This window comes from Bradyrhizobium sp. Kon56 (genome assembly GCF_055807635.1).
In genome coordinates, this window is the sequence record NZ_JBVVOU010000030.1 from 17,276 (window position 1) to 35,811 (window position 18,536).

19 protein-coding genes are annotated in these 18,536 nt (G+C 64.6%); 5 read left to right on the plus strand and 14 right to left on the minus strand.

The features are described 5' to 3' along the window. Positions 1-61: 61 nt before the first annotated feature. Together AC0L3B_RS31850 and AC0L3B_RS31855 are read left to right on the plus strand one after the other, a co-directional pair. On the plus strand, positions 62-1,498 hold the full coding sequence (locus tag AC0L3B_RS31850; RefSeq protein WP_231189627.1) for an MBOAT family O-acyltransferase: 1,437 nt from the start codon (positions 62-64) through the stop codon (positions 1,496-1,498). Beyond that, positions 1,498-2,610 (plus strand): hypothetical protein, encoded by a 1,113-nt coding sequence (locus AC0L3B_RS31855; protein WP_473381661.1) that lies wholly within the window; start codon positions 1,498-1,500, stop codon positions 2,608-2,610. Before AC0L3B_RS31850 ends, AC0L3B_RS31855 begins: the two co-directional genes overlap by 1 nt. Before the next feature lie 105 nt (positions 2,611-2,715). Here AC0L3B_RS31855 and AC0L3B_RS31860 read toward each other — a convergent pair whose 3' ends face one another. The 3 genes from AC0L3B_RS31860 to AC0L3B_RS31870 form a co-directional block, all read right to left on the minus strand. After that, the gene (locus AC0L3B_RS31860; protein ID WP_018456620.1) at positions 2,716-3,903 is read right to left on the minus strand and encodes a pyridoxal-phosphate-dependent aminotransferase family protein; all 1,188 of its coding nucleotides are present in this window, start codon (positions 3,901-3,903) and stop codon (positions 2,716-2,718) included. 107 nt (positions 3,904-4,010) lie between these two features. Further along, complete coding sequence (locus AC0L3B_RS31865; protein ID WP_026233211.1) at positions 4,011-4,751, minus strand: thermonuclease family protein; 741 nt, start codon at positions 4,749-4,751, stop codon at positions 4,011-4,013. 214 nt (positions 4,752-4,965) lie between these two features. Next, entirely contained in the window at positions 4,966-6,693 is a 1,728-nt protein-coding gene (locus tag AC0L3B_RS31870) for a hypothetical protein (RefSeq protein ID WP_085358483.1), read from the minus strand. A gap of 424 nt (positions 6,694-7,117) precedes the next feature. Here AC0L3B_RS31870 and AC0L3B_RS31875 point away from each other — a divergent pair, with 424 nt between their 5' ends. Then, positions 7,118-7,966 carry a caspase family protein gene (locus AC0L3B_RS31875; RefSeq protein ID WP_018456617.1) on the plus strand — a complete coding sequence of 283 codons (849 nt, stop codon included), beginning with the start codon at positions 7,118-7,120 and terminating at the stop codon, positions 7,964-7,966. Positions 7,967-8,131: 165 nt separating this feature from the next. Here AC0L3B_RS31875 and AC0L3B_RS31880 read toward each other — a convergent pair whose 3' ends face one another. The 3 genes from AC0L3B_RS31880 to AC0L3B_RS31890 all read right to left on the minus strand — a co-directional run bounded on the left by AC0L3B_RS31880 (position 8,132) and on the right by AC0L3B_RS31890 (position 10,678). After that, complete coding sequence (locus tag AC0L3B_RS31880; RefSeq protein ID WP_026233210.1) at positions 8,132-9,019, minus strand: efflux RND transporter periplasmic adaptor subunit; 888 nt, start codon at positions 9,017-9,019, stop codon at positions 8,132-8,134. 282 nt (positions 9,020-9,301) lie between these two features. Beyond that, entirely contained in the window at positions 9,302-10,426 is a 1,125-nt protein-coding gene (locus AC0L3B_RS31885) for a lactonase family protein (protein WP_026233209.1), read from the minus strand. A gap of 120 nt (positions 10,427-10,546) precedes the next feature. After that, positions 10,547-10,678, minus strand: coding sequence for a hypothetical protein (locus AC0L3B_RS31890; protein ID WP_283842367.1), 132 nt, complete (start codon positions 10,676-10,678; stop codon positions 10,547-10,549). 138 nt (positions 10,679-10,816) lie between these two features. On the opposite strand from AC0L3B_RS31890, the gene AC0L3B_RS31895 reads away from it, so the two are divergent. Beyond that, positions 10,817-10,993, plus strand: coding sequence for a hypothetical protein (locus tag AC0L3B_RS31895; RefSeq protein WP_157642977.1), 177 nt, complete (start codon positions 10,817-10,819; stop codon positions 10,991-10,993). 95 nt (positions 10,994-11,088) lie between these two features. Continuing rightward, on the plus strand, positions 11,089-11,211 hold the full coding sequence (locus AC0L3B_RS31900; protein WP_268738921.1) for a hypothetical protein: 123 nt from the start codon (positions 11,089-11,091) through the stop codon (positions 11,209-11,211). Between the two features lie 67 nt (positions 11,212-11,278). Here AC0L3B_RS31900 and AC0L3B_RS31905 read toward each other — a convergent pair whose 3' ends face one another. The 8 genes from AC0L3B_RS31905 to AC0L3B_RS31940 form a co-directional block, all read right to left on the minus strand. Next, the gene (locus AC0L3B_RS31905) at positions 11,279-11,638 is read right to left on the minus strand and encodes a hypothetical protein (protein ID WP_018456611.1); all 360 of its coding nucleotides are present in this window, start codon (positions 11,636-11,638) and stop codon (positions 11,279-11,281) included. Between the two features lie 201 nt (positions 11,639-11,839). Further along, positions 11,840-12,757 carry an MBL fold metallo-hydrolase gene (locus tag AC0L3B_RS31910; RefSeq protein WP_204512833.1) on the minus strand — a complete coding sequence of 306 codons (918 nt, stop codon included), beginning with the start codon at positions 12,755-12,757 and terminating at the stop codon, positions 11,840-11,842. Between the two features lie 128 nt (positions 12,758-12,885). Then, positions 12,886-13,668 carry a 3-hydroxybutyrate dehydrogenase gene (locus AC0L3B_RS31915; RefSeq protein WP_204512832.1) on the minus strand — a complete coding sequence of 261 codons (783 nt, stop codon included), beginning with the start codon at positions 13,666-13,668 and terminating at the stop codon, positions 12,886-12,888. 34 nt (positions 13,669-13,702) lie between these two features. After that, positions 13,703-14,875, minus strand: coding sequence for a patatin-like phospholipase family protein (locus AC0L3B_RS31920; protein ID WP_204512831.1), 1,173 nt, complete (start codon positions 14,873-14,875; stop codon positions 13,703-13,705). A gap of 32 nt (positions 14,876-14,907) precedes the next feature. Further along, the gene (locus AC0L3B_RS31925; RefSeq protein ID WP_204512830.1) at positions 14,908-15,705 is read right to left on the minus strand and encodes an acetoacetate decarboxylase; all 798 of its coding nucleotides are present in this window, start codon (positions 15,703-15,705) and stop codon (positions 14,908-14,910) included. A 79-nt stretch (positions 15,706-15,784) separates the two neighbouring features. Further along, positions 15,785-16,990 carry an NAD(P)/FAD-dependent oxidoreductase gene (locus tag AC0L3B_RS31930; RefSeq protein WP_204512829.1) on the minus strand — a complete coding sequence of 402 codons (1,206 nt, stop codon included), beginning with the start codon at positions 16,988-16,990 and terminating at the stop codon, positions 15,785-15,787. A gap of 103 nt (positions 16,991-17,093) precedes the next feature. Further along, positions 17,094-17,381: a hypothetical protein gene (locus AC0L3B_RS31935; RefSeq protein ID WP_018456605.1), complete on the minus strand. Its 288-nt coding sequence runs from the start codon at positions 17,379-17,381 to the stop codon at positions 17,094-17,096. Between the two features lie 98 nt (positions 17,382-17,479). Then, positions 17,480-18,439: a helix-turn-helix domain-containing protein gene (locus AC0L3B_RS31940; RefSeq protein ID WP_204512828.1), complete on the minus strand. Its 960-nt coding sequence runs from the start codon at positions 18,437-18,439 to the stop codon at positions 17,480-17,482. Positions 18,440-18,536: the final 97 nt, after the last annotated feature.

The following is an 18,536-nucleotide window of genomic DNA, read 5'->3' on the forward strand; positions in this document are numbered from 1 at the left end:
TTGACGGGCCGCTTGTATGCTTTAGGGGCCGGGTCTTTAGTCCTGCCGCCGGTCCAGCCTGATGTTGTTCAATTCCTACCCGTTCATCCTGCTGTTCCTGCCCGTCGCGCTGGCTGGCTATTTCTGGCTCGGGCGGCGCAGCAATCTGGCCCCGGTGATCTGGCTGGCGGCGGCCTCGCTCACCTTCTATGCCATTGGCAACTGGCAGTTCGTGGCCCTGTTGCTGCTATCGATCGCCTTCAACTACGGCATAGGCCACCTCCTCATCGTGGCCAAGCTTACTTCGTCGCAACGAAAGGTGGCACTGGCCCTCGGCGTCGCCGGCGATCTTCTCGTACTTGGCATCTTCAAATATGCCGGCTTCGTCACCGAGAACGTCAACGCGCTGGCCGGCACGCACTTTGCGGTCCACATCCTGCTGCCGGTCGGCATCTCCTTCTACACGTTCACCCAGATCGCGTTCCTGGTTGACGCCTGGCGCGGGCAGGTCGCGGCCTACGCGCTGCCACACTATGCGCTGTTCGTGACCTACTTTCCGCATCTGATCGCGGGGCCAATCCTTCACCACAAGGACATGATCCCGCAATTCGAGCGGGAGGAAACCAAGCATCCGCATGCGCATCTGATCCTGTGCGGCCTCATCATCTTCGCAATCGGCCTGTTCAAGAAGACCTGCCTTGCCGATGGCATCCAGCCGCTGGTCGCGCTCGCCTTCGATGCGCGCGCGCCGAGTTTTGATCAGGCCTGGCTCGGTGCACTCGCCTACACGTTCCAGCTCTATTTCGACTTTTCCGGCTATTCCGACATGGCGATCGGGATATCGCTGATGTTCGGCATCTTCCTGCCGGTCAATTTCAACTCGCCCTACAAGGCCACCAGCATCGTCGAGTTCTGGCGCCGCTGGCACATGACGCTGTCGCACTTCCTGCGCGACTATCTCTACATCCCGCTCGGGGGCAACAGGCGCGGGCGCGTGCTGCGCTACATCAACTTGCTGCTCACGATGCTGCTCGGCGGGCTCTGGCATGGCGCGGCCTGGACTTTTGTCATTTGGGGCGCCCTGCATGGCGCCTATCTCTGTATCAATCACGCTTTCAACGCGCTGGTGCCGAATGTTCCGAAGTGGCTCGCGCACACGACGCGTGTCGCCGGAGCCGTGCTGACATTCCTCGCCGTCGTTGTCGCCTGGGTCTTCTTCCGTGCCGAACGGGTCGATTGGGCAATGCGGATTGTGAATGCGATGGCCGATCCCTCCAACATCGTGTTCGGCCGCGAGGAGATTGCGGCGTCGGTGATGGTCACGATCTATGCCGCGCTGGTGTGGCTGGCGCCGAACACGCAAGGACTCATGGGGTACGACCACGCCAATCGCAGGGTCGGCGACGGCCTGATGTCCGGACGGATGCGACCGCTGGTCCTCTATGGTGCGTCTCTGGTGCTTGCGTTCGGGATTTTGGGTATCCAGAGCCACAGCGAATTCATCTATTTCCGGTTCTGATGCGCGGCGCGTTCACATATCCAGGGCGTCTTCTCCTTGCGAGCATCGCGTGCGTGCTGGGCGCGGCTGCGCTCACCTATGTCATCGATCCCCTGCAACTGTTTCGGCCCTCGCGTCTCGTCGCGCCGTTCTATTCCGATGACACGCGCGTGCAGAATGCCGGACTGATCCGCAGCCAGTCGTTCGATACCGCCTTCATGGGTACCTCGCTCGCGATCCATTTCCGCCAGAGCGACATCGACCATGCCCTCGGCGTGCACTCGCTCAAGTTGGCGATGACCGGCTCCAATTCGCGCCAGCAGGGTTTTGTGCTGGAGCAGGCCATCGACCGCGGCGCGAAGCGCGTGATCTGGGCGATGGACGATTTTATCTTTGTCGATGCTGCCGACATCGAGACCGATCCTTATCTCGCTGCCGATCTCTATCGCGGGACGGCAAAGGGGATCGCGTCCTATCTGTTCAGTGCGGCGATGGCGAAGGAATCCCTGTTCGCATTGCTGCGGTCGGTTCCGCCGCTGCGGGAGCCGCTGACCCGGGCGGCGCCTTTTCTGCCCGTCAAGTTTGCGCTTGAAGACGTCGACGACATTTATGCGTTGCCGCGCGATATCGACATCGCGCGCGCCTATAATGCGAAAAGGACGCTCGCGGCTTTCGCCTATATCACCGATCCCGTGCGCAGCCGTTTTCTCGGCGAAGGCTATCGTTACGACGCGATGGTCCGGCATTTCGAGCGTGACGCCGTCGGCCTGATCGCGCGCCATCCGGACGTGACCTTCGACATCTACTTCCCGCCCTATTCGATCCTGCAATTCGTCGCGATGCGCGACGCTTCGCCTGCGACGCTGAAAATCGTCACGGACCTCACGGCCGTCATTGCGCAGCGCCTGACGCAGCTTCCCAATGTGCGTCTGTACGATTTCCGGGCGATCAAGGACGTGACGCACGATTTCGACAATTACGGCGACGTCATCCACCATTCGCCGGTGATCGATGCGAAGGTGCTGTCGTGGCTGGCGCGTGGGGAGTATCGGGTCGATCCGACGGCGCCACTTGCCTCGCTGGACGCGTTGAAGGCGCAGGTCGCGGCGTATCGGTTCCCGCTGCTGCCGTAGCCCGCATGAGCGAAGCGACATGCGGGGACTCGCGCAAGAATCCCGGGTGTCGCTTCGCTCACCCGGGCTACAAGATTGCTCCCACAAGAGAAGGAAAAAAGGCGTCTACACCGCCACCTCTTCGCCGAGATACGCGACCGCTGCCTCAAGCCCGCCTTTGCCATGCGGGATCTTCAGCGCGTTCAGCCCGATCTCGATCACCCCCAACGTGCCGAGCAGCATCGGGGCGTTGACGTGGCCCATATGGGCGATGCGGAAGGCTTGTCCCGAGAGATCGCCGATGCCGGTGCCGAGCACGACGCCGCACTTCTCCTTGCAATAGCGTTGCAGGATTGCCGGATCGTGGCCGTTGCTCATGGTCACCGTGGTCACGGTGTTGGAGCGTTCGCTGGCTTCGGCGACGTTGAAGCCGAGCACCTGGCCTTCCGACCACGCGCCGACCGCGCGGCGTGCGGCCTCGCCGAGCAGGCTGTGACGTCGGAAGGCGTTCTCCAGTCCTTCCTCGTGCAGCAGGTCAATGGCCTGGCGCAGCGCGAACAGCAGATGCACCGGCGCGGTGCCGGCATATTTGCGATAGTGCTCGCTGCCCTCGCGCTCGCTCCAGCTCCAATAGGGCGTGCTCATGTTGGCGGTCTTCTGCACCTCGCGCGCGCGCGCGTTGGCCGCGACGAAGCCGAGGCCGGGCGGCGTCATCAGGCCCTTTTGCGAGCCCGACATCGCGACGTCGATGCCCCATTTGTCCATCTCGAACGGCATGCAGCCGAGCGAGGCCACAGTGTCGACCATGTACAGCGCCGGATGGCCGCTGGCCTTGATCGCCTTGCCGATCGCCTCGATGTCGTTCTGCACGCCTGAGGCGGTGTCGACCTGGACGACGACGACGGCCTTGATGGTGTGCTCCTTGTCGCGGCGCAGGCGCTCCTCGACCTCGTGCGGCCGCACCGCGCGGCGCCAGTCGCCCTTGAGCACCTCGACCTCGGCACCCATCAGCGCTGCGGCATGACCCCAGCCGATCGCGAACCGTCCGCTTTCGAGCACCAGCACCTTGTCGCCGCGCGACAGCACGTTGCTCAATGCTGCTTCCCAGGCGCCGTGACCGTTGGCGATGTAGATGTAGGACTTGCCCTTGGTGGCAAACAGTTTCGAGATGTCGCTGAGCAGGCTCTCGGTCAGATCGGTCATCTGTTTGGAGTAGATGTCGATCGCCGGACGATGCATCGCCCGCAGCACCTCGTCGGGCATATTGGTGGGCCCGGGGATGGCCAGAAATTCCCGGCCCGCGCGAACGGTCATTGCTGTTGGTCCTTGTTGCCTGAGAATAGGATGGTGGGTCGCTGATTCACACTTTTACGCGGCGCCGCGGTGCAAGAAAAGGCCGGAAAACGCAGGTCTGACGTGGGTTATCTCTTAGTCTCGCGGCAGCCCGCATCCTCGGCTTCCTCCACCGAGCAGAACCAGCGCGTGCCCTTGCTGATCTTCATCTTGATCTGCGCATACCAGCGGCTGGTCGGCCGGTGATAGATGCACTCGCCGGCGCTGTTGACGTTGCCCTTGATGGTGCAGTCCGGCGAGGGCGCGACCGGGCCCGAAGCCGAAGCGAGCAGGATCGCATGTGCGCCATCGGGCGGCTTGGTGGCGCCGAGGATGGTGGTCTTCTTGTTGCGCTCGCGCCAGTCCCAGGGCGCGATGAAGGCGCCTTGCCACATGCCGGCTTTTGCCTCCCGCGCGGCGGCATCATCGGCTTCGTAGTCGCGCGAGACGCGGGTGTAGGCCAGCGCCCAGCCTGCGCGCACCAGCCATTTCTGGATATCCTCGCCGCCGACGTCGCAGCGCGCCACGGTGCGGCCGCGCCGGTCGATCGACCGCGCATGGCAGACCCAGGTCTTGCCGTCGGCGTATTTGGCGAGCTCGTCGCGGGCCGCGATGCCGCAGGTCCAGCGCTCGCCCTTGTTGTTGAGGCAGAGCTGGTCGACCGCGGGGGCGTCGATGCCGCCGAGCCTGATCCGCGTGTTGCCGATCACCACCGCGTCGCCGGCGCGGACCTTCGCTGTGCCGGTGATGTCGGCGGCCCGCGCCGGCGATGGCAAGCCGGACAAGGAGAAGCCAAGCAATGACAGCGCAATCAGGGGTTTTCGCAACATGCCGGCCCGCGTGTGATGAAAACTGCGATAGACCTCGCAATTGTGGTCGGCTTTTGTCCGCTCGGCCAGCATATGCCTGGCAATTGGGCTTTCAACTTCCTGTCATCGGGCGAAGTTTAGTAGGGGTGGGTTAGCCGAAGGCGTAACCCACCTCTTTCGTCTCCACGGCGGCAGAAGTGGTGGGTTACGCTTCGCTAACCCACCCTGCGCGACCTCATCCCCGCGCCATCGCCCGCTTGGCCACCGCCAGCGCCATCAGCACGAACGCCGACGTGACCTCCGGACCGCCCACCAGGATCCGCGTCGGCGTCTTCATCTTGTTCCACTCATAGGCGCGGAACGGGCCGCGGCGGCCGCCTTCGCCGACGCTCGCGACGATCACGTTCAGCGCCGGCGCAAAGGCGCGCGGGTCGGCGCCGAGATGGCCGAGCGCGATCAGGGCGAGCGCTGCGTCGAACACGTTCATTTCGGCGGCCATCAACTCGCCCTTGACGTAGGAGAGCACGCGGTGGCGGATGAAATCGAAATCGCCGTCGGGATCGATGATCGCCTGCGCCGCCAGCGGCAGCGCCAGGAAGGCAGCATAGCAGCGACCGAAATAGGCGCTGTAAAGCTCAGGCAAATAGTAGATATGCGAGCGCGGATTGGCGAAGGCGCCGCTCGCCGCCAGCCGCTTCTGGAAGCCGAGGATGCGATGCACGGTGGCGAGCCGCGCCGGCGTCTCCAATACTTTCCAGCGCGCGAGGTTGCGAAAGCTGACCTCGAGAATGTCGAGATTGAGCGTCGGATCGAGATCATTGCCATAGGGCCGCTCGCCCTTGAGATTGTCGATCCAGGTCGCAACCCCGCCCTCGTAATCGATATTGTCGTTGATCGGCACGGTCACGCGCGGCTCGTTGACGCCGGCGCGCACCTGATAGCCGGCATAGAAATCCAGCAGCGGCTGGTCGAGGATCGGATCGGTGCAGCCGGCCTGCGTCGCCGCGGAGATCGAGCACGCCGTGGTGTCGCAATCCGGCACGTAGACGCCGAAGCCGAGGTCCTGCTTGATCTGGGCGAAGTAGCGTGAGAAGCGCGGATGCGGTGCCGGCGCGAGCGCGGTGATGACGTTGAACCGCGCCCCGTCGATGCCCTCGACCTCTTCGCGGCTGATGTTGACGCAGAAATCGACCATATCGGCAACCGCGCGCTCCGCCGCCATCTTGTCGGAGAGCGAGGCGAGACCGGTCTCAACGTAGCTCAACAGCGCCTCGATGAAGAACGCGTCGTAATAGGCCGAGCGGTGGCGGATCTGCACCGGCTCCCACATCGGTTCGGCAACCCCTCGCCAGGGCGGATTGACGACTGCGCGCGCCGGAGATCGCGCGATGAAGACACGGGCGAGGTTGAACAGCAGCGAGGAGTTCTTGTAGCCGCGCGCGTTGAGACCCGTGAGCGCCATGGTCAGCTCTCGGCCGCGGAAATCGGGATCGCCGATCAGGTTGAACGCGGCGTAGGTCGGCAGAAAGCCATTTTTGCGGTACGAGCCCAGCAGATGCTGCGCGCAGTCGCGGATCACGCCGTCGATCTGCGATTGTTGCGGCATGGCGCCGGTGAACATGGCCGGCGGCGGCTTGGGATGATCCAGCGCGATGCTGTCGACGAGATCGGCGACGGGCTGGCCGACCGCCGCCCAATTGGGCTCGGCCTCGTCGCGGGCGCGCACTAGGGCCTGGCGCAGCCGGGCCAGTTTGCCTTCGTCGCGCAGCTCGGGCAGCCCGGCCCGGCGGAGCAGCACCCGCAATGCGGGATTGCCGAGCGCGGTCTTGTAGAACTTAGGCAGATGCGGATCGCCGCTGGCCGCAACAGACAGTACGGGATCGCAGACGTCGTAAAGCGAGGGGCCGTCCTTCCGCGCCGTCAGCGCCCGGCAGGCGGCGCCGGCAAAATATTGAAAGCTCATGAAATAACCTGGTCGCGGGAATTGGCCGGGGGGCCGGCCGGCGCGCTCCCAGCCGCGCGCCACCCCCTGCAAGTCGTTGAAAAGCTACCCGGATTCGCAGGAAATACAAATGTGATGAGGGTCACAGAAAAAGCCGGCACGAAGCCTGCATAATCAGGCTCCGGAAGGCTACGGGGACGCAAAAAAATCACACATTGGGCAGTAAAAATTAGCTCATGTTTCCAGAGACTTAGCTCAAATTTTCGGCGATCTATTGCGGGGGAGGCGATATCCGGTTAAGGCTTTGTTTGGTGCGGCGCCGCAAATTGCGCGCAATTCGGGGGCACACCCCCGGCCAATCCCTCAAACCCAAAGACGCTATCGCGCTACTCAAACAGTGTGCGCGTGTTTGGCTGGTCTTTGGCACTGACAGGAATGACGCGAGATGAATGTAACGCAGCTCGACATTTCCCGACGCACGATCGCGGTGGCCGCAGCCCTCATCGGCACGGTCTCGCTCGTGATCGGCGCCCATGCTGCCCTCAACATGCGGGCGCTCGATGCCGCCAAGGCCGTCTCGACCGACCAGGTCACCGGCTCGATCGGCCAAGCCTCGCGTCTCGCCCTCGTCATCGGCAATGGACATTACCCCGACGCCAGCGCGCCGCTGACGCAGTCGATCAACGACGCCCGCGCGCTGTCCTCGTCGCTGCGCAAGAACGGTTTTGACGTCGACATGGTGGAAGACGCGACCAAGGACGACATGGTCCGCGCCGTCAATCGCCTGAAGTCCCGGATCAAGCCCGACACCGTCGTCATGCTGTTCTTCGGCGGCTACGGCGTGCAGGCCGGCCGCGAGAGCTACATGCTGCCGGTCGATGCCGTGATCTGGAAGGAAAGCGACGTCCGCCGTCACGGCGTCTCCATCGAGGGCGTGCTCGACATGATGAAGGAGCAGGGCGCCAAGGCCAAGCTCGTCGTGGTCGACGCCTCCCGCCGCAATCCCTATGAGCGCCGCTTCCGCTCCTACAGCCACGGCCTCGCGCCGATCAGCGCGACGGACAATGCGCTGATCCTCTCCTCGGCTTCGCCGGGCAAGGTCGTCGACGACGGCAAGGGCGAGCACAGCGTGCTGGTCAGCGAGTTCCTCAACAACCTCAATACGCAGGGCAGCGCCGAGAGCGTCTTCAACAAGACCCGCCTTGCCATCTCCCGCGCCAGCGAAGGCGACCAGGTCCCGACCGTCTCCTCCTCGCTGCTCGAGGACGTCCATTTCGGCGAAGCCGGCGGCTAGTTTTTCTTAGGTTCTGCGAAGTCTCGTGCCCCGGACGCGGCGCATCATGCAATGATGCGACGCAGAGCCGGGGCCTAGTTTTTAAGCTTATCGCTTGGACGAGAGATGGGTCCGGCTCTGCGCGGCAGCGTCACACGCTGCAGCGCGTCCGGGACACGAGCAATCCTACTTCGCCGCTTCCGTGGCCATCACCGTGCGCACCGGATCTCCTTCGCGCAGCAGCGCGCCGGCGCGGGCGACGACGATATCGCCCTCGTTGAGGCCGTCGCGAATCTCGATATTGCCGCCCGACATCAGTCCGACCTCGACGCGCTTGGTCTCGACGCGGTTGCGGCGGATCACCTGCACGACGGTGCCGGCGGAGGAATACTGCACCGAGGTCAGCGGCACCGCGACGTTGCAGCTCTGGCCCGACTTGATCAGTGCGCGCCCGCTCGCATTCAGCAACAGCCGCTTCTGCGAGGAGATGCCGATATAGACCATGCCCTGCTGGATGTTCGGCTCGACCGTCGGGCCGATGCGGCGCACCTTGCCGTCGATATCGCCGGCGCCGGCGATGCGCACGGTCGCCACCTGGTTGACCGCGAGCTTGCGCATATCGCTGGTCGCGACGAGGGCGACGAGATCGTACTCGCTGCGCGCCACGATCGTGAACAGCGCCTCGCCCTTGGCGGAGGCGAGGTTGCCGATCTGCGCGGTCGACGTCGCGATCACGCCTGCCACGGGGGCGGTAACCTGAAGTGTGCCGCCCTCGGGCAGTGCGAGCCGCGCCAGCACCTGGCCTGCGGTGGTGGTGTCGCCGGCTTCCGCCAGCACCTCTGTCACCTTCAAACCGGGCCGCTCCGGCCGCACCGAGCTTGCCTCGCGCGCGATGATGGTGCCGGTGCCCTCGACGATGTCGGAGAAACAGGATTTCGCGACCTTCAGCACCGTGACCGCCGGCCCCTTGGGCGCGTCGTCATCGGCGGCGGCAGCGGGCTGGGCCGACAGCAACAGCAGTCCGGCGAGCGCAACGAGATGTCTGGAAACAGAACGCGCAGGCAATGATCGCATGGGTCATTCCGGTTGGGGCCTTGACGGCCTCATCGTTAGCAGAAGCGATCGCTGCGAGCCAAGGGCACGTCAGGGCCGGCCGGATGAGAATGCCGCAGCAGCACGGGCGGCGCGATGCCGCCCGTTGAATTAGTCGCCGCACAAGCAAAGAGGTTCGTCGGCCGCCCAACAAACGCGTCATGCCCGGGCTTGTCCGGGCATCCACGTTCTTTGTGCCGCGTAGCTAGGCGTGGATGGCCGGGACAAGCCCGGCCATGACGACGAGGAGGTACCAGCGCCCGCTCACGGCAGGCTCAAAAACTCCACCCAGTTCGGCTTCTTGCCGGTGGCGTAGGATTTCAGCTTGGTCAGCACCCCGCTGCTCTGGTCGATGGCATAGACCGTCATGCTGTCGGAGAGCTCGCCCACGGCGGCAAGGTAGCGCCCGCCGGGATCGATATGGAAGCCGCGTGGCTGCTTCTCGGTCGGCACGCTGCCGATGGTGGTCAGCTTGCCGGTGGTCGCATCGACCTTGTAGGCGGTGAGCGTGCTGGTGGTGCGCTCGGAGGCGTAGAGGAAACGGCCGTCGGGGGTGATTTGGATGTCGGCTGCCCAGGGCTTTCCGGTAAATCCTTCGGGCAGCGCGCTGGTGCGCTGGATCTCGTCCCATGCGCCGCCCTTGGCCTCATAGGCGAACGCCGCGACGTCGCCGTTTAGCTCGTGCAGGAGATAGACGAACTTGCCGTTGGGGTGGAACACGAAATGCCGGGGTCCCGATTTCTCCGGCACCTTGTGGGCCGGCGGATCGCTCGGCGTGAGCGTGCCGGTCGTGGCATCGAACGTGAAGGCCAGGATCTGGTCGGAGCCGAGATTGGTCGCGAACGCGAAGCGGTTGTCGGGCGAGGGCAGGAAGGCGTGCGCGTTCAGCCCGGTCGGGATCACCTGCTTCGGTTCGCCTGCGACGCCGTTGGCGAGCAGCGGATTCAGCGCGACCTTGTTGCCGCCATAGGAGGCGCTGAACAGGAATTTGCCGCCGCGGTCGATGGCGATGTAGGCCATGCTGTCGGCGAGGGGGCCGTTGCCGATATGGCTGAGCTGGCCGGTCTTCGGATCGATCGCAAAGCTCACCGCGAGAAACGGCTGCGAGCGGACACCGGCGATCAGCACGCGATGGTCGGGCGTGATCGCGAGCGGCGTCGAGGAGCCGGGCTTTTCGACGCCGGTGAAGCCGGCCGTCTGCACGGGCGTCATCTCGCCGCTCTCGGCCATCTTGAACACGCTGATGTCGTTACTGTCGGCATTGCCGACATAGGCGAACGTCTCGGCCATGCCGGCGCGGACTCCAGAAATGAGAGTGAGGAAAGCAAGCGTGGTGGCGATCGCGGCGCGGGGTACGCCGGATCTGATGCGTCGGGTCGATCTCAACATGGGGTCCTCCTGGATGTCGGTGCGGCATTTGTCGTTTTGCCGGCGAGGATAGCGGCAGCCGCCCCGCCGCGCCAAACTCCAATGGGGATCGATCGATGCCGAAATGGTATCGGTGGAGGTCTACCATATGGCCGCTGTGCGCGAGGGCAGATGGGGCCCGGGCGGGGTGGGGGGCGGCCCGAGCACGGTCCACACGGTGACCGCGAGCAGCGCGCAGGTCAGGATCGTCCAGGCGACGAGTCGTTTCCGCATCAGGCCGAATCCGTCAGTCATATGAAGAGAATGCTCCCGGGGAGCGGGCCTGGCGATCGTGCACTGCAAATCGCGGCGATCCTATGAACTCGTTCACAGGCGAACCGAACCAATGCCGCGCGAGCGCATTGAACCGGCATGCCCCGTGAAAACGATCTCGAAGGTAAGCCCGACATGGGCGGCAAGCATGGCGGTCAGGCCGGCCAGCCCAAGTCGCCGCCGCGCCCGCGTCAGGGCGAGCGCGATGAGGACGTCGTGGCAAAGCGCCACACCGGCCAAACCGATCCCAACTCCGCGCCGACCAAACCAAAATAGCATCTCGCCCGCGCCGCACTCGCACCGGGAACGGCAGCCTCGTCTTGCCGTTACCCTGATCCCGCGGCGGAGCAGATCGAAACGGAGGCTGGCACGTGTTTTGGATTTATTGGGACACCGCCTGGTCGCTCATTATCAGCGGCATCATGTTCGCCACCATCGTCGCGCATCCCGATGCCGAGTTCGTCGAGATCCACACGGCCAAGCAGGTCAAGTGAGCCCGCACCGGCCGGTTTGACGGCGCATGATCGCATGCTGCGCCGAGCCGGGACGAAGGTTGAGACCTCAAATCATGCTGCCGGGCATGAAGCAGCGGATCATGGCGCGGCCGTTGACGTAATACGGCCAGACCATGGTGCGGCCGACGCGGTTTGGCTCGGTGATCACGGCGTCGTCGGGCACCTCGATCCAGTCGCCCAGGAGTCTCACGCGATAATGTCCGTTGCTGGTGTCCCAGTCGACATCGTCCAGCGCCGTGCCATCGGCATCGGCACAGCAGGGACCGCCGCCCTTGCTGCGCAGGCTCTCGAACCAGCCCTTGAGGGGCGAGTTCGCGTAGCGACCGTCGTCGCGGGCCTGCACGGATGGGCCGATCATGGCGGCAACCGCCACGAGAGTGATCATCCTGAATGCCGCGATCGCCATGTCGCCTCGCTCGATCTCGCGCGCGCACGAACGCAGACGAGGAGCCGCCTGCGCTGCACGGACGCAATGCTGGCTGGCGCCGCCGACCGGTTCCAGCCGTCTCAGCGGGGCGATAACCGCGAGGGTCGATGTTTGATCCTATTTTCAAGGGCGCGGACTTATCGAGTCCGCGCCCTGCTTCAGCTCCAACCCGGCAAGCGGTCAGTAGTCCCAGAACACCGGCACCCAACGGAAGGCGTCGCCGTCGGCTGCCACCCGGCCCACGGACGGGAACGGCAGGTGCGTGGCCACCAGCATTTCCCCGGTCTCGGCAAGCTGTCGCAACAGACGGATGCGAACGCGCGCGGCCTCCTCGGGGTCGTGTTCGAACCCATTAAACCAGTCGGGTTGCTCGAACCCGACGGCAAACACGGCGTCGCCGGCGAATGTCAGCGCATCATCGCCGGACGCCATGCGAACCACGCTATGTCCGGGGGTGTGACCGCCGGTGCGACGGGCGATGACGCCAGGTGCAATCTCGTGCTCGTCATCGAACAGCCTCAGCTGACTGCCGTACTCCTTCAGGAACTGCTTGGCGGTCGATCGAAGCGCGTCCGGAAAGCCTTCCGGCATGGCAGTGCGGGAGAAATCCGGCTTTTCCCAGAACTTGACCTCGGCGGCCGCGACGTGGATCCGCAGGTCCTTGCGCAGCTGCTGCTTCACGCCGTCGACCAGCAGGCCGCCAATGTGGTCCATGTGCAGATGAGTCAGCACCAGATCGGTCACCGCCGAAAGATCGATGCCGGCGGCCGCCAGTCGCCTGATCAACTGCCCGGCGCGCGGCAAGTTCAGGTTCGGATCCGAACCCAGTCCGGCGTCGATGAGGATGGTCTTGCCGCCGCTGCGAACCATGACGGCGTTCAGCGCCCAGTCGAAAGCGTCCTGCGGCAGGAACATGTCGTGCAGCCAGGTCGCCCGCACCGCCGGGTCGGCGTTGTGTGCGAGCATCTTGGTCGGCAGCGGCAGCACGCCGTCGCTGACCACCAGCACGTCGATCTCGCCGATCTTCAGTGCGTAGCGCGACGGAACGAGCTCTTCAGGTCCCGATGACACGGGATATGAGGTGTTGTGCAGATTCATGTTGGTCTCCTGTTTCAAGGTTGAGGCACTTGGTTGGTGTTGACTCTGGCTGGTCCTGGTTGAGCAGGCCGCGCCGCCAGCGAGAGCGCGGCCGTCATCGCTTGGTGAGTTAGAGGTTCGTCACGCGCTCATTGCGCGGTCCAGCCGCCATCGACGGAGATCGTCGTCCCCGTGATCTGGTCGGCCGCGGCCGAGCACAAGAAGGCGACGGTGCCACCGATCTGCTTAGGGGAGGCGAAGTCCAGCGATGGCTGTTTTTCGGAGAGAAGCTCTTCGGCCGCTTGCTTCTGGCTGATGCCTTTCTCCGCCGCGATGTCGCTAATCTGTTTCTCCACGAGCGGCGTGCGCACCCAGCCGGGACAGACCGCGTTGCAAGTGACGCCGCTGCCGGCGGTTTCGAGGCCTACCACCTTGGTGAGGCCGACGAGGCCATGCTTGGCCGCGACATAGGCTGCCTTGTGGGTGGATGCGACGAGACCATGCGTGGAAGCGATGTTGACGATGCGACCCCATCGCTGCTTTTTCATCTGGGGCACGGCCGAAGCGATGCCGTGAAATGCGGCCGACAGGTTGATGTCGAGAATGGCCTTCCACTTGGCGGGCGGAAACGCCTCGACCGGTGCGGTGAACTGGATGCCGGCATTGTTGACGAGGATGTCGAGCCGTCCAAAGTTCTCGATGGTTGCCGCGATCATTCCGCGCACGGCCTCACCATCAGACATGTCGGCGCCGTCATACGCGACGCGGACGCCGTCCTCGCGTTCGATGCCGCTGCGGATCTTCTCGATCTCCGCCGGATCTCCAAAACCGTTCAGGACGATATCGGCGCCGAGCCTGGCCAGCTCTCTTGCGATCCCGAGGCCAATGCCGCTGGTCGATCCGGTGACGATCGCTACTTTGCCTTTCAACATGAAAAACTCCTTTCGATGATGGTTGCCGGCGAGGTCAATCGCGGCGGTGAATGTCGTGGGTGACGATGCCGAGTTCGGAAGGCGGCGGCTCGAGGCGCCGTCCGTCGGCCAACGTGCGGCGGATGTCGTCCCGTCCACTTTGCCAGTGCGCGCGCATCGCTTTCGGTCCGAACTCGTAATCCTTGGAGTGACCTTCGTGGAGCTTGGACTGGTAGATCAGGTGGATGATGTTGTGGGAGCGGTGACGGGCGAGCTCGGCGATGGCGCGCATTTCGGGATCGTTTCTTGCGGCGTCCGGCAATCTGTCGATCGTCCGCTGCAGCGCCTGCCGCATCTCCTGCATCCGTAGCGCCTGGTCGGTGACGGCGCGGGTACGACTGGAATACTGAATGTCCTTCTGCCGGCTCGACACCTCCATCATGTCGTGCGGCACGCGGCCCCGCGCCGACCAGAGATCGATCTGGAACGTCAGCGTGTCTTTCGCATCGCCCGACAGGACGCGAGAGAGAGGCGTGTTGGAGACCACGCCACCATCCCAGTAGTGCTCGGAGTCGATTTCGACGGCGGGAAATCCGGGCGGCAGCGCGCCCGAAGCCATGAAGTGTTTCGGACCGAGCCGCCGCTCGGCTGTGTCGAAATAGGTGAGATTGCCGGTGCGGACGTTGACCGCGCCGACGCTGACACGCACTTCGCCCGAGTTCAGCCGGTCGAAATCGACGAGCTGTTCCAGCGTCCGTTGCAACGGCGCCGTGTCATAGAAGCTGGTCGACGCGTCGCCGGAGAAGGGCGACCACAGGGGCGAGGGGAAGCGCGGCCTGAAGAAGCCGGGCTGGCCCTGGAACAGCGCGCGCATCGCGGCAAGCGTGTTGTGCAGTGAGTTGAAGTCGAACGCGAACGGTAGCGCACCGGCCAGTCCCTCGCCGGCAGGCCATTCCACCGGGGTTGCGCAGATCGTCTCCCAGAACTCGCGCAGCCGTGCCACGCGCTCGTCTTCCGGGGAGCCCGCGATGATCGCGGCGTTGAGCGCGCCGATCGAGATGCCCGCCAGCCAGTTCGGCCGGATCCCGGCCTCGTGCAAGCCTTCGTAGACGCCGGCCTGGTAGGCCCCGAGCGCGCCGCCGCCCTGCAGCACCAGCGCAACGACATCGTAGGGCAGCGGATTGATCGGTCGTGCGGAATCGATTTGTTCGCGTGTCACGTTGAACATGGTGACTACTCCTTGCAATGCGACCTGTTCGGTCAGCCCGCGTGTGTTTCGGTCAGGATTTCAGCTCCGGCTCCAGGGGATCGCGCCGCCGCGGACCGCTCCAGATAGTCGTGCACCACGGTGCCCAATCCGAGCGTCAGATCGGCAACGATATGCTTGGCCGAGAGCACCTGAAGAACCGGCAGCTCGGCGACCGGTGCGAGCGCGTGGGAGAAGAGATCGAGCGCGGCGGGCCCCGTCCATGCGCCCTTCACCGTCACGTCCTCGAGATGGAAGCGCACCAGTTCGCAAATGCGCGCGGTGCCGTCGACATGCGGAATGATCTTCAGCAGGAAATTGGGCGCGATGAGCTTTCGTGCTTCGGTGGAAAGATCGAGGGCGCGATGCTTGTAGCCCATGGTGCCGGTGGCGATGCGCACCGAGCCGTAGTCCAGCGTGCCGACCAGCGTATCGGTCTCGACGGCCAGCTTCGGCTGAGCCAGCTTCTTGGGAAAGCCCCACAGCTCGCGGCCGCCGGCGATCGGCGGATGATCGTTGAGGAACATCTGGTGGACGAAGCTGCCGGTCTGGCCGCGGAAGGACACCGGGATGATCTGGCCGCTTTCCGTGTAGTCGCCGAAGCCGGTGGAATCAGGCATGCGAATGAATTCGTAATTCACCACAGGCTCGGTCAGCTCCAGCGGCTCCGGCACGATCCGGCGCAACGCCTCCGGGTCGGTCCGGTACTGGATGATGAAATATTCGCGGTTGATGAAGCGATACGGGCCGGGCGGGAAAGCCGGGTTCGTCAGCGGCATCGCGAACGCGACGTTGCGGATCTGCTGGTTCATGCTGTGGGCTCCTGAATGGTCGGTCTGCAGTGGCGGGCCGCGCGCCCCGCGGGAGCGCGGCCATCATCACGTGAGGCGGCTAGACTTCGGTCACGCGTTCCGGATCGGCCGAAGCGAGCGCCAGGGCGCGCTCCGCCTTCGGCGGATAGATCCAGACGGTGTTGATCTCACGCTTGGTCTTCTTGGCGACATCGCCGACCATCTCGACCTTGCGCTCCCAGCCGCGTGTGAACAGCGCGCCGGCTTCGCCGAGGTCGAGGCAGGTGACGTAGGCCTTCTGGTGGTAGGGTCTGGTCGGAACGCCGAGCAATTCGGCCGCGGCATTGTTGCCGGCAAAGGCGCCCATCCGCGTGGCGTGCTGGCACGACATCAGTGCGTAATTGCCCTCGTCGTCGCAGGCGGCGCGTGCCGCGTCGCCGGCCGCGAAGACACCTTGAACGCCTGGCACCTGCAAGCAGCGATCGACCAGCAACCGTCCGAAATTGTCGCGCTCGGCGGGAATCTGCCCGGTCAGCGGCGCTGCACGAATGCCCGCTGCCCAAATCACTGTCTCGGTTTCAATGTGCTCACCGCTGGACAAGGTGACGCCGGTGTCGTCAAGCGCGGCGACGCCGGCGCCGAGCCGTGTCTCTACGCCAACCTTGCGCAAGGCTTCCTCGATGACGGAGCGTGCGCCTGCACCCATGTCGGGTGCGATCGCAGTGTTGCGATCGACGATGACGACGCGAGTCTTGGCATCGGGGCCCAGGATTTCGCGCAGCCGCGTCGGCATTTCGGTGGCCGCCTCGATCCCGGTGAAGCCGCCGCCAGCGACGACGACCGTGTCGCGTCCGTTCGCGGCGGGCCGCTCCGCGAGGCCATGCAGATGCTTGTCGAGCGCTACGGCATCGTCGAGCGAATCGACGCTGAAGCCGTGCTCGGCGAGGCCCGGAATGTTCGGACGGAATAGCCGGCTGCCGGTGGTCACGACGAGGCGGTCGTAGGACAGCGTCTTTCGCGGGCCCTTCGCGGGCGTGATCTGCACCGTTCTGGCCTCGGTGTTGATCGTCTCGGCGCTGCCCTGGATGTAGTCGACGTCGATCGCCTCGAGGACGTCGAGCAGCGGGGCCGTCACGGTTTCCGGCTTCGACTCGTAGAGCCGCGGACGGACCACCAGCGTCGGCTCCGGTGAAACGAGCGCGATCTGCAGATCTTGCGGCGAGGCGCCCCGGATGTCGCGCAGCCGGGCTGCGGAAAGCGCGGCGTACATGCCGGCGAAGCCGGCCCCGATGATGACGAGTCGCATGGGTTTTCTCCTTGGTTGCTGTTCGAAAGACCGCGCGCGACCGCGCTGCTGCGTTGAGAACAGCGTCCGGCGTCGGCGCGTGGGGTGGGTTGGATCGCTGGCCTCAGGGCGCGATGCAGCGTGCCTGCAGATTCGGCGGCCGGCCGTAACCTAAGACGACGGGCTGAAGCTCACTTCGACTCCAGTCCTGATAGGGAAGGCCGGCGCCATTTCGGATCATGATGGAAACGGGCGGTTGTGCCGGGTGCATGGTGTAAGCCGGAATTTCCACTTCCTCGCCCGTCGCCGACGTGAAGCGAACGGCCAGCGAGAGTCCGTACAGGGTTGCGGTCGCGAGGCTTCGGCGGCGTGAGGCAATCAGCCGTCGGCTGACGAAGTTTTTCCAGGTCATCTTTGGTCTCCCTCGATTGGTCTGGACATGGAGATGATGTAGCTGACCCGATTTGCCGTTGCCCCAGCGCGATTGCCGTCGCTGTCGAGAGATTGCTGCTAACGCATACGCCTGCGCCAATCGCTCGGCGTCTCGCCCGTCAGCTTCTTGAATGCTGCGGCGAAGGCCGTTTGCGAGGAGTAACCAAGCGCCGCGGCGACCGAGACGATCGATTCGTCGCTCTCCCGCAACATGTTCATGGCCTGCTCGAGCCGGTGCTGACGCAGCCAGGCATGCGGCGATAGCCCGGTGCTCTCCTTGAAGGACCGGCAGAAATGGAAGCGCGACAGTCCGGCATCGGACGCCAGCGCATCGAGCGAGACGTCCGCTTCGCTGTCGCAGCGCAATCGTTCGATCGCACGGAGCAGGACCTTCGGCGCCAGCCCGCCCATGGTCGGCTGGAACGTGGTTGGCGAGCCTGCATGCGCAGCCAAAAGGCGCGTGGCCAGAAGATCCGTGAGCTGATGCCGGAACAGCGCATCAAGGACGCCATGGCCCCCCAGCGAATCCGCGGCGCTCAGGAGCAGTCGGGACGTGATGGTGTCGGGATGCGCCGTTCGCTCAATCAATTCGGCGGTCCCGGCGGTCCCGGCCTCGCCAGCGACGCGCTGCAGCGTTGCGTCGGGAAGGTAAAGCTGCACGACGTCGACGGGCTTCGGAATGTCCCATCGGGAGCTCGACCCTTCCGGAACGATGTTCACGACCCCCGGACGAAACGTGCCGATCGCGATCGATTTTCCCGAGCGCCGCTCCATGCGCTGCATCACGCCTTTATGCGCCATGATCACGTGGTGGCGCATGGGCTCGACGACGTCGTGCAGCGCATCATGTTTCCAATGCGCGATCCCCGCGCCGGAGGAGTCCAAGGCCGTGCGAAACGGCTCGGTTCTGAGCACGCGCGCCATCTCCGCGTCGGCGGCGCGCCGCTCGGACGTCGAGCGATCGTCAGGCTGTACGTCGGGTGCGGGCGGCAAGCCCTTGTGCGAGGGATTGCGCATAAGTGCAGTGTTCCCGGTCATGATGTGGCTCCTGCTGATCAGCTCGGGCTTTCGATCAGTCGTCCGTATTTGTACGGAACGGCGCGTGTTCTAGGCGCCGTGGCTGCCGGGCGTATTT

Excerpts from the sequence above, each read along its gene's own strand:
- AC0L3B_RS31850 (WP_231189627.1), top strand. The coding sequence starts at position 62 with ATGTTGTTCAATTCCTACCCGTTCATCCTGCTGTTCCTGCCCGTCGCG.
- AC0L3B_RS31855 (WP_473381661.1), top strand. The coding sequence starts at position 1,498 with ATGCGCGGCGCGTTCACATATCCAGGGCGTCTTCTCCTTGCGAGCATC.
- AC0L3B_RS31860 (WP_018456620.1), bottom strand. The coding sequence starts at position 3,903 with ATGACCGTTCGCGCGGGCCGGGAATTTCTGGCCATCCCCGGGCCCACC.
- AC0L3B_RS31865 (WP_026233211.1), bottom strand. The coding sequence starts at position 4,751 with ATGTTGCGAAAACCCCTGATTGCGCTGTCATTGCTTGGCTTCTCCTTG.
- AC0L3B_RS31870 (WP_085358483.1), bottom strand. The coding sequence starts at position 6,693 with ATGAGCTTTCAATATTTTGCCGGCGCCGCCTGCCGGGCGCTGACGGCG.
- AC0L3B_RS31875 (WP_018456617.1), top strand. The coding sequence starts at position 7,118 with ATGAATGTAACGCAGCTCGACATTTCCCGACGCACGATCGCGGTGGCC.
- AC0L3B_RS31880 (WP_026233210.1), bottom strand. The coding sequence starts at position 9,019 with ATGCGATCATTGCCTGCGCGTTCTGTTTCCAGACATCTCGTTGCGCTC.
- AC0L3B_RS31885 (WP_026233209.1), bottom strand. The coding sequence starts at position 10,426 with ATGTTGAGATCGACCCGACGCATCAGATCCGGCGTACCCCGCGCCGCG.
- AC0L3B_RS31890 (WP_283842367.1), bottom strand. The coding sequence starts at position 10,678 with ATGCGGAAACGACTCGTCGCCTGGACGATCCTGACCTGCGCGCTGCTC.
- AC0L3B_RS31895 (WP_157642977.1), top strand. The coding sequence starts at position 10,817 with ATGCCCCGTGAAAACGATCTCGAAGGTAAGCCCGACATGGGCGGCAAG.
- AC0L3B_RS31905 (WP_018456611.1), bottom strand. The coding sequence starts at position 11,638 with ATGGCGATCGCGGCATTCAGGATGATCACTCTCGTGGCGGTTGCCGCC.
- AC0L3B_RS31910 (WP_204512833.1), bottom strand. The coding sequence starts at position 12,757 with ATGAATCTGCACAACACCTCATATCCCGTGTCATCGGGACCTGAAGAG.
- AC0L3B_RS31915 (WP_204512832.1), bottom strand. The coding sequence starts at position 13,668 with ATGTTGAAAGGCAAAGTAGCGATCGTCACCGGATCGACCAGCGGCATT.
- AC0L3B_RS31920 (WP_204512831.1), bottom strand. The coding sequence starts at position 14,875 with ATGTTCAACGTGACACGCGAACAAATCGATTCCGCACGACCGATCAAT.
- AC0L3B_RS31925 (WP_204512830.1), bottom strand. The coding sequence starts at position 15,705 with ATGAACCAGCAGATCCGCAACGTCGCGTTCGCGATGCCGCTGACGAAC.
- AC0L3B_RS31930 (WP_204512829.1), bottom strand. The coding sequence starts at position 16,990 with ATGCGACTCGTCATCATCGGGGCCGGCTTCGCCGGCATGTACGCCGCG.
- AC0L3B_RS31935 (WP_018456605.1), bottom strand. The coding sequence starts at position 17,381 with ATGACCTGGAAAAACTTCGTCAGCCGACGGCTGATTGCCTCACGCCGC.
- AC0L3B_RS31940 (WP_204512828.1), bottom strand. The coding sequence starts at position 18,439 with ATGACCGGGAACACTGCACTTATGCGCAATCCCTCGCACAAGGGCTTG.